This window comes from Aeromonas sp. R2-3, assembly GCF_040908375.1.
Classification (GTDB): domain Bacteria; phylum Pseudomonadota; class Gammaproteobacteria; order Enterobacterales; family Aeromonadaceae; genus Aeromonas; species Aeromonas veronii.
The window spans coordinates 83,597-92,952 of the sequence record NZ_JBFODP010000022.1 but is presented as its reverse complement, the minus strand read 5'-3'; the positions used below and the strand labels follow the sequence as shown (position 1 = coordinate 92,952).

The following is a 9,356-nucleotide window of genomic DNA, read 5'->3' as shown; positions in this document are numbered from 1 at the left end:
CATACGGCGCGACCCTGCCAGGATTTAAAACGGTTAACGCGAGATGTGCGTGGCGGCATCAGCCAGCCACGCGGATCGACGCAAGAGGATAAAGCACAATGTCCAAACAGATTATGGTGCCGGATATCGGCGCCGATGAGGTTGAAGTCACCGAGATCATGGTGGCCGTGGGTGACAAGGTCGAGCTGGACCAATCCATCATCGCGGTAGAAGGCGACAAGGCCTCCATGGAAGTTCCGGCCCCGTCCGCCGGTATCGTCAAAGAGATCCTGATCAAGGTGGGCGACAAGGTTGCCACCGGTTCCCAGATCATGATCTTCGAAGCCGAAGGCGCTGCCGCCCCTGCTGAAGTGGCTGCACCGGTTGCTGCTGCTCCGGCCGCCGCACCTGCCGCTGCCGTGCGCAAAGATGTGCACGTACCGGACATCGGTGACGACGAAGTGGACGTGACTGAAATCATGGTTGCCGTGGGCGACATGGTAGAAGCTGACCAGTCCATCATTGCCGTGGAAGGTGACAAGGCCTCCATGGAAGTACCGGCACCATTCTCCGGTCGCGTGGTCGAGATCAAGGTTGCCGCTGGCGCCAAGGTTTCTACCGGTTCTCTGGTGATGGTATTTGAAGTGGCTGGCGCTGCGTCTGCTGCCGTTGCTGCTCCGGCTCAAGCTGCCGCGCCCGTGGCTGCTGCCCCGGTTGCCGCTGCTGCCAAAGAGGTCAACGTACCGGATATCGGTGGCGACGAAGTGGAAGTCACCGAGATCATGGTTGCTGTGGGTGACAAGGTTGAAGCCGACCAGTCCCTGATCGCCGTGGAAGGTGACAAGGCCTCCATGGAAGTGCCTGCGCCGTTCGCCGGTGTGGTCAAAGAGATCAAGGTGAAGGCGGGTGACAAGGTCTCCACCGGTTCCCTGATCATGGTATTCGAAGTGGCTGGCGCTGCTCCTGCTGCCGCGCCGGTTGCTCAAGCTGCCGCTCCGGTCGCTGCAGCCCCTGTTGCCGCTGCTCCGGCTCCGGTTGCCCAGGCTGCTGCCGCTGCGACCGATTTCGTTGCCAACGACGCCTACGTGCACGCCTCTCCGGCGGTACGCCGTCTGGCGCGCGAGTTCGGCGTCAACCTGGCCAAGGTGAAAGCCTCCGGTCGCAAGGGCCGCATCGTCAAAGAAGACGTGCAAGCCTACGTGAAGGATGCCATCAAGCGTGCCGAGTCCGCTCCTGCCTCTGCCGGTGTAGCCGGTGGCAACGGTCTGGGCGTACTGCCGTGGCCGAAGGTAGACTTCAGCAAGTTCGGTGATGTGGAAGAGGTCGAGCTGACCCGCATCCAGAAGATCTCCGGTCCGAACCTGCACCGTAACTGGGTCATGATCCCTCATGTCACCCAGTTCGACGAAGCCGATACCACCGAGCTGGAAGCGTTCCGCAAAGAGCAGAACGCGATGCTCGAGAAGCAGAAGGCAGACGTGAAGATCACCCCGCTGGTGTTCATCCTGAAAGCCGCCGCCAAGGCGCTGGAAGCTCACCCGCGCTTCTGCAGCTCCCTGTCCGAAGATGGCAGCAAGCTGATCATGAAGAAGTACATCCACATCGGTGTGGCGGTAGATACCCCCAACGGTCTGGTTGTGCCCGTGGTGCGCGATGTTAACAAGAAGGGCATCATGGAGCTGTCTCGCGATCTGGCCGAGATCTCCAAGAAGGCCCGTGCCGGCAAGCTGACCGCTGCCGACATGCAGGGCGGTTGCTTCACCATCTCCAGCCTGGGGGGCATCGGCGGTACCAGCTTTACCCCGATCGTCAACGCGCCGGAAGTGGCCATCCTCGGTGTTTCCAAGTCCGAGATGAAGCCGAAGTGGAACGGTAAAGAGTTCGCGCCGCGCCTGATGCTGCCGCTGGCTCTGAGCTACGACCACCGCGTGATCGATGGTGCCGATGGGGCTCGCTTCATCACCACCATGAACGGCGTGCTGTCCGACATTCGTCGACTGGTCCTGTAAGTGAGAGGGCGGGCCCAGAGCCTGCCCTTTTTACTTCTCATTTCATTAACATGATCGTAAACTTGCCCCGTTTTTTTCACGGCTGCAGCCACCCGTTTCGGTATAAGACTGCGCTGTCCGGGGATATAAGAACGACAAAGAGGTCATGATGAGTAAAGAAATCAAAACCCAGGTCGTAGTACTGGGTGCTGGCCCTGCCGGTTATTCCGCTGCTTTCCGTGCAGCCGATCTGGGTCTGGATACTATTATCGTCGAGCGTTACTCCACCCTGGGTGGCGTCTGCCTGAACGTGGGCTGCATCCCCTCCAAGGCGCTGCTGCACGTTGCCAAAGTGATTGAAGAAGCCAAGGCGCTGGCCGAGCACGGCATCGTCTTCGGTGCACCGCAGACCGACATCGACAAGATCCGTCTGTGGAAAGAGAAGGTTATCAACCAGCTGACCGGCGGTCTGGCTGGCATGGCCAAGATGCGTAAAGTTCAGGTTGTTAACGGCTTGGGTAAATTTACCGGCCCGAACACGCTCGAAGTGACCGGGGAAGACGGCAAGACTACCGTGACCTTCGACAACGCCATCATCGCGGCCGGTTCCCGTCCGGTGAAGCTGCCGTTCATCCCCCACGATGACCCGCGCGTATGGGACTCTACCGATGCGCTGGAGCTGAAAACCGTTCCCGGCAAACTGCTGGTTATCGGTGGCGGCATCATCGGTCTGGAGATGGGTACCGTTTACTCCTCTCTGGGTTCCGAGATCGACGTGGTGGAATTTGCCGACCAGCTGGTTCCGGCTGCCGACAAAGACATCGTCAAGATCTATACCAAGCGCGTCGCCAAGAAATTCAACATCATGCTGGAGACCAAGGTCACCGCAGTTGAAGCTCGCGAAGACGGCCTGTACGTCTCCTATGAAGGCAAGCACGCTCCGGCCGAGCCGGTTCGCTACGACAACGTGCTGGTTGCCGTAGGTCGTGTGCCGAACGGCAAGATGCTGGATGCCGAGAAGGCAGGCGTTGTCGTGACCGAGCGCGGTTTCATCGAGGTGGACAAGCAGCTGCGTACCAACGTGGCGCACATCCACGCCATCGGTGACATCGTGGGTCAGCCGATGCTGGCACACAAAGGTGTTCACGAAGGTCATGTTGCCGCCGAAGTGATCGCCGGCAAGAAGCACTACTTCGACCCGAAAGTGATCCCGTCCATCGCTTACACCGAGCCAGAGATGGCATGGGTTGGTCTGACCGAGAAGGAAGCCAAGCAACAGGGCCTGAACTTCGAAGTCGCTACCTTCCCGTGGGCTGCTTCCGGTCGCGCCATCGCGTCCGACTGTTCCGACGGTATGACCAAGCTGATCTTCGACAAGGAGAGCGGCCGCGTCATCGGTGGTGCCATCGTGGGTACCAACGGTGGTGAACTGCTGGGTGAAATCGGTCTGGCCATCGAGATGGGTGCTGACGCCGAAGATATCGCGCTGACCATCCACGCTCACCCGACTCTGCACGAGTCTGTGGGTCTGGCTGCCGAAGTGTTCGAAGGCTCCATCACCGACCTGCCGAACGCCAAGGCCAAGAAGAAAAAGTAATTTTCTTCCCCGCTTGTCTAAAAAGCCGCTCGAATGAGCGGCTTTTTGTTTTCTCCTTGCTGCCCCGACTTCGACAAAGCCCAATATGCTAAAGATAGGTTTTGGCACTGACGAGAGAGGCACGATGCTAGAAGCACCCATTCCACCCGATGAGGCATTGCGGCTGGAGACCCTGCGGCGGCTCTCTTTGCTGGATTCCGAGGCCGAGGAGCGGTTTGACCGGCTGACCCGCATGGCCCGACGGGTGTTCAATGTCCCCATCGCGCTGGTGAGTCTGGTGGATGAAGATCGCCAGTGGTTCAAATCCTGTATCGGACTGGAGGTCCGCGAGACCGCCCGGGACATTTCGTTCTGTGGCCACGCCATCATGGGCAATGAGACCTTTATCGTGCCGGATGCTTCGCAGGATCCCCGCTTTGCCGACAATCCGCTGGTGGTGGGTGGGCCCGGCATCCGCTTCTATGCCGGACTGCCACTGCGGATCGCCAACGGCTGCAAACTGGGGACGCTCTGCATCATCGATACGGTGCCGCGGGAATTGAGCGAGGAGGATGTGGGGTTGCTCAAGGATCTGGCGGCGATGGTAGTGCGGGAGCTCGAAGCAGTGCAGCTGGCCACCATTGATGAGTTGACCCTGATCTCCAATCGGCGCGGGTTCGTGATGCTGGCGGAGAAGAGCCTCTCGCTGGCCAGTCGCTTGCAGATGCCACTGGCACTGCTCTATCTGGATCTCAATGGCTTCAAGGGGATCAACGATCGGTGGGGGCATGCAGAAGGGGATCGGGCTCTGATCGCCTTTGCCACTCTGCTCAAGCAGGCTTTTCGTGGCGCCGATGTGTTTGCCCGCATGGGCGGCGATGAGTTCGCCGTCCTGCTGCCCAATGTGGTAGAGGCGCAGGCACAACTGGCCTATGAGCGTTTCAATGCCATGTTGGCCGAGCACAATCAGCATAGTGGTTGTGGTTATGCGCTGACCTGCAGCACCGGGATTGTCTGCTACGACGGGCGCGGCTGTGTCTCTCTGGCCGAGCTGCTCACCCGCGCGGATGAGCTGATGTATCAGCGCAAACGGGATGGCAAGGGCTGACTGCTATGCCGGATTAGTCGCCACCAAAACAACAGAGAGCGCCACGGCGCTCTCTGTTGTTGATGACTCAGGTCAAGGTCGGGGTCAGAGCCGGAAGTTGCCAACCAGCTTGTCCAGCTGACCGGAGAGCTGCTGCAGGCTGCGGCTGGACTCGGTCAGCTGGTGGGCGATATCGGCGGTCTCCATGGTGAGCTGGTTGATATCTTCCACGTTGCGGTTGATTTCGCCGACCACGCTGGACTGCTCCTCGGTGGCGGTGGCGACCTGGATATTCATGTCGTTGATCTGGGTGATGTGGGCGGTGATCTGGCCGAGGGCGGCGTTGGCCTCATCGGCCTGGCTCACCACCTCCAGACTCTGGTTACGCCCCTGCGCCATGGCGCTGACCGCGCGGGCACTCTGCTCCTGCAAGCGGTTGATCATCCCCTGGATCTCGGCGGTCGAGGCGGCGGAGCGGTTGGCCAGATTGCGCACTTCATCTGCCACCACGGCGAAACCGCGACCCTGTTCACCGGCGCGAGCGGCCTCGATGGCGGCGTTCAGTGCCAGCAGGTTGGTCTGCTCCGAGATGCTGCGGATGGTTTCGAGGATGCTGCCGATGGAGTCGGTCTGGCTCGCCAGCGACTCGATAACCCCGGCCACCTGCTCAATCTCGCCGGAGAGGTCGACGATGCCGTGTCGCGCCTGCGCCACCACTACCGCACCCGCATCGGCCTGATCGTTGGCCTGTCTGGCTACTTCGGCTGCCAGCGAAGCGTTACCGGCGATCTCGCTCACCGTGGCCCCCATTTCGTGAATGGCGGTGGCCACCTGCACGGTGCGGTCACGCTGGGCAGTACAGTTGTGCTGGGTCAGCTGCGCCTTGTTGGCCACCTCGTTGGCGGTGGCCGCGAGCTGGCGGGAGTTCTCTGCCACCTGCTCGATGGAGCCGTGGATCTTGGCGACGAAGTTGTTGAAACCGGTGGCGACCTGACTCAGTTCGTCACGTCCTTCCACTTTCAGGCGCTGGGTAAGATCCCCATCGCCGCTGCCCAGCTCCTTGAACAGGCGGGCCAGTTCGTTGAGCGGGCGGCTGACCGAGCCTGCCAGCAGCATCCCCATCAGCCCCATGGCCAGCGCAATCACCAGCGAGATCATCAGGATCTCGTTGCGGGTCTGATCCAGCTCGGCATAGATCTCGGCTTCTGGCACCTGGGCTACCAGATACCAGTCGAGCAGTGGGATATAGCTGCTGGCCAGTACCATGGGCTCGCCATTTACCTCGGCGTTGATAACGGCAAAGGGGCGTTTGGCCAGCAGGCTGCCGGTATCACCGCTGGCAATGTTGCCAAGGGTGTCACGCTCGATGCGGTTGGCCTCGGGGTGCAGCTTCACCTTGCCGCTGCCATCGACCATAAAGACGATGCCGCTCTCTTCCAGCCGGAAGTTGGAGACCATGGTCACCATGGTGTCGAGGGATTTGGCAAAGCCGGCCAGCCCGCGCCCGTTGAGCTGCTGGAAGTTGACGAACAGCTTCACCTCGCCGTTGCTCTCGCGGAAGATGCTGAGGGTCATCTCCTTCTGGCTCTTGGTGTAGTCATAGAACCAGGCGTCCTGCGCTGGGGTCAGGTTGCGCAGAAAGCCATCCTGGTTGTAGTAGGCGGCGGTCTGGCGATCGGCGAAGGAGGCGGTCACCAGACCATACTGGGTGGCCACATCCTTGAGCTGGTTGATGAGGATCGGCTCCTGCTCTTTGGGCATGCCCCGATCCACCCAGTCGAGGATGAAGCGGTCGGTGGCCAGTTGGCGGGCGGCCTGGGCGATGCCGTGGAGATCCTGTTCAATCTCCTTGCTGATCCGCTGGGTCAGGTTGGGGAGCTCCTGCTCGAACATCCGATTTTCGATCAGTTGCTGGGCCGAGCGTTGACTGAAGTAGCCTACCAGCAGGCAGGAGACGACCACGGCCAGGGTGACCGTGGCCAGTATTTTCTGTTTAAGAGTGAGGGTTGCCAGCATAAAGGTGCTCAAAAGGTTGAGATTGACGACGCTCATATTAGCGGCAGCGCGGGGCTACCCATGAGGCTTGCAGCCCTTTATTTGCGGATTACGTTTGCGCTCACAGGGGCGGCGGCTTGCCCCTTTGCCATGCTGCACAGGCGGGATGCGGATTGACGGTTGCGCTAACTGCCGGGCCCCTTATAGTAGAGGCCATCCTTGGTGACTGACCCTCTGAATAATATGGAAAATATGATGCGCAGCTTAGGTGCGGGATGGACCCGTCTGCTTTTGGTGATGCTGGCGGCCATGCCGCTGTTGGCTGTGGCGGCACAGGGGGAGCGCCCGAAAATTGCGGTGGTGCTCAGCGGCGGCGGCGCCAAGGGTTCTGCCCATATCGGCATCCTCAAGGTGCTGGAGCAGAAACGGATTCCGGTCGACATCATAGTCGGCACCAGCATGGGCTCTTATGTGGCGGGGATGTATGCCATGGGCCTCAGTGCCGAGGAGGTGGAGCGCACCACCTTGGCCATCGACTGGAACAAGGGCTATCAGGACAAGGTGGGCCGCGACGAGCTGTCGTTGCGCAAGAAGCAGCAGAACGAGCAGTACCAACTGCGCACCGACATCGGGGTGAATGGCGACACCACCCAGCTGCCGGACGGTTTCTTCCAGGGCCAATCCATGGCCAGCCTGCTGCGGGGGGCCACCTCCAACCTGCCGGTGCAGGCGAGTTTCGATGATCTCCCCATTCCCTACCGCGCCATGGCGACCGACATGGAGACGGTCACCCCCTTTGTGCTGGATCACGGCAGCTTGGCCAAGGCGATGCAGGCCTCCATGTCCATTCCCGGCGCGCTCAAGCCGGTGGAGTGGGAGGGGCACATCCTGGCGGACGGCGGCAGCGTCAACAACATGCCGGTGGATGTCGCCAAGGCGATGGGGGCCGACGTGGTGATCGCGGTGGATATCGGTGCCAAGCTGCGTACCCGGGAGTCCCTCAAGTCAGGGTTGGCCATGATCGACCAGCTCACCACCTACATGACCCAGGTGGGCACCGACAAGCAGAAGGCGCTGATGGGACCGAAGGATATTCTGATCGCCCCCGAGTTTGGCGATATGGGGATCGCCGACTTTGCCCGGATGCCGGAGGGGATCAAGATCGGTGAGGCGGCGGCTGACAAGGTGTCGCTGCAACTCGATAAGCTGTCGCTCACCAAGGCGCAGTACAACGCCTATCGCAACCAGAAGCTGAGCCGCCGTGCCGAGCGTAGCGGTCAGCCCGCCTACTTCATCGACAAGGTGGAGATCATCAACAAGTCGCGCCTCTCCGACGACACGGTGCGCGCCATGCTGAAAGTGCGGCCTGACAAGGTGCAGACCAACGAGAGTCTGGAAGCGGGCATTCGCCGCCTCTATGCCCTTGAGTCCTTTGACCGCATAACCTACGAGGTGGAGGAGCGTGACGGGGAGAACGTGCTGCTGGTGGATGCCAGCGAGAAGAACTGGGGGCCGGGCTACCTCAACTTCCAGTTCGGTTTCACCGATGACTTCGAGAACACCTCCAACTACAACGTCGGCATGTCCTATACCCTCACCAACGTCAACGAGTGGGGGGCGGAGTGGCTGACCGAGGCATCGTTGGGCACGGCCAAACATATCAAGACCGACTTCTATACCCCGCTCGAACCCTCCCAGACCTTCTATGGTGAGGCGAGTCTGGCCTATGACCAGACCCTGCGCCGCCTGTTTTTCCCCAATCCGGATCCCGAGATGGTTTCGATAAGCTATCTCGACTCCGAATACTCCTTCTTCAGCGGCGATCTGGCGGTGGGCTGGAACCGCCAGCCCTGGAGCCGGTTGTCGATGGGGCTGGAGGGACAACTGGGCACGATTGATGTGAAGAACTTCAAGGGGCTGGAGATGGATGCCACTGCGTGGGGCCCCTATGTCCGCTTTGAACACGACAATCTGGATAGCCGCTATTTCCCCTATCAGGGGGTGAAATGGGATATGAAACTGGGCCACTCCCACGTCAGTGTGGATGGACTCGAGTCGGCAGATGGCCGCAGTGAAGGCTGGAATTATCAGCTCTCGATGATCAAGCCCTGGTCATGGGACAGGCACAGCCTCAACCTGATCCTCGAAGGGGGTGGCTCGGGCAGTGAAGAGGTGGTGCCGCTGCATATTCAGGATCTGGGCGGGCTGTTCCGCCTCTCCGGTTTCCAGCGCTACCAGCTGAGCGGTCGCTACAGCCTGTTTGGTGGCCTGCGTTACATCTATCGGGTGGCAGACAACGACTTCGGTGCCCTCAAGATGCCGCTCTATCTGGGTGGATCTCTGGAGCAGGGGGGGGTCTGGAACAAGGGTGAGGATATCAGTCTGGAGAGCTCCTTCACCGCCGGTTCGCTTTATGTCGGGGTGGAGAGCTTCCTCGGCCCTGTGTTCCTCGGCTATGGCATGGCGGAGGGGGGCAATGACGTCTTCTATCTGCAATTGGGCAGTACGTTCGAATAATGCCGAAATGATGCCAATTTGTTAACTCTGGTTGGGGGCGTTCAATTAATTTTCAAAAAACACCAATCTGTTTAATTGGTTACGATTTTGTGGTGAATAAGTAAACAGGGTTTGGATTTTAATTAGTCGTTAAAACTTATATAGTGGGGAGCACCCTACGGGGTGTCCCGCAAGGACGATCGCCGCGAGCGTGGGCGAACCCCAAAAAAAGACC

5 protein-coding genes are annotated in these 9,356 nt (G+C 60.1%); 4 read left to right on the top strand and 1 reads right to left on the bottom strand.

Features of this window, described 5'->3' with window-relative positions; all coding sequences use genetic code 11:
* Nucleotides 1–98: 98 nt before the first annotated feature.
* The 3 genes from aceF to AB5Z02_RS10985 all read left to right on the top strand — a co-directional run bounded on the left by aceF (nucleotide 99) and on the right by AB5Z02_RS10985 (nucleotide 4,651).
* On the top strand, nucleotides 99–1,988 hold the full coding sequence (gene aceF, locus AB5Z02_RS10995; RefSeq protein WP_368216001.1) for a pyruvate dehydrogenase complex dihydrolipoyllysine-residue acetyltransferase: 1,890 nt from the start codon (nucleotides 99–101) through the stop codon (nucleotides 1,986–1,988).
* A gap of 148 nt (nucleotides 1,989–2,136) precedes the next feature.
* Nucleotides 2,137–3,564 carry a dihydrolipoyl dehydrogenase gene (gene lpdA, locus AB5Z02_RS10990; protein ID WP_368216042.1) on the top strand — a complete coding sequence of 476 codons (1,428 nt, stop codon included), beginning with the start codon at nucleotides 2,137–2,139 and terminating at the stop codon, nucleotides 3,562–3,564.
* A gap of 124 nt (nucleotides 3,565–3,688) precedes the next feature.
* Nucleotides 3,689–4,651 carry a sensor domain-containing diguanylate cyclase gene (locus tag AB5Z02_RS10985; protein ID WP_368216000.1) on the top strand — a complete coding sequence of 321 codons (963 nt, stop codon included), beginning with the start codon at nucleotides 3,689–3,691 and terminating at the stop codon, nucleotides 4,649–4,651.
* 84 nt (nucleotides 4,652–4,735) lie between these two features.
* Here AB5Z02_RS10985 and AB5Z02_RS10980 read toward each other — a convergent pair whose 3' ends face one another.
* Entirely contained in the window at nucleotides 4,736–6,646 is a 1,911-nt protein-coding gene (locus tag AB5Z02_RS10980; RefSeq protein ID WP_368215999.1) for a methyl-accepting chemotaxis protein, read from the bottom strand.
* A gap of 234 nt (nucleotides 6,647–6,880) precedes the next feature.
* On the opposite strand from AB5Z02_RS10980, the gene AB5Z02_RS10975 reads away from it, so the two are divergent.
* Nucleotides 6,881–9,142 carry a patatin-like phospholipase family protein gene (locus AB5Z02_RS10975; protein ID WP_368215998.1) on the top strand — a complete coding sequence of 754 codons (2,262 nt, stop codon included), beginning with the start codon at nucleotides 6,881–6,883 and terminating at the stop codon, nucleotides 9,140–9,142.
* Nucleotides 9,143–9,356 lie beyond the last annotated feature (214 nt).

Coding starts and splice junctions, on each gene's coding strand:
- aceF (WP_368216001.1), top strand. CDS start 99: ATGTCCAAACAGATTATGGTGCCGGATATCGGCGCCGATGAGGTTGAA.
- lpdA (WP_368216042.1), top strand. CDS start 2,137: ATGAGTAAAGAAATCAAAACCCAGGTCGTAGTACTGGGTGCTGGCCCT.
- AB5Z02_RS10985 (WP_368216000.1), top strand. CDS start 3,689: ATGCTAGAAGCACCCATTCCACCCGATGAGGCATTGCGGCTGGAGACC.
- AB5Z02_RS10980 (WP_368215999.1), bottom strand. CDS start 6,646: ATGCTGGCAACCCTCACTCTTAAACAGAAAATACTGGCCACGGTCACC.
- AB5Z02_RS10975 (WP_368215998.1), top strand. CDS start 6,881: ATGCGCAGCTTAGGTGCGGGATGGACCCGTCTGCTTTTGGTGATGCTG.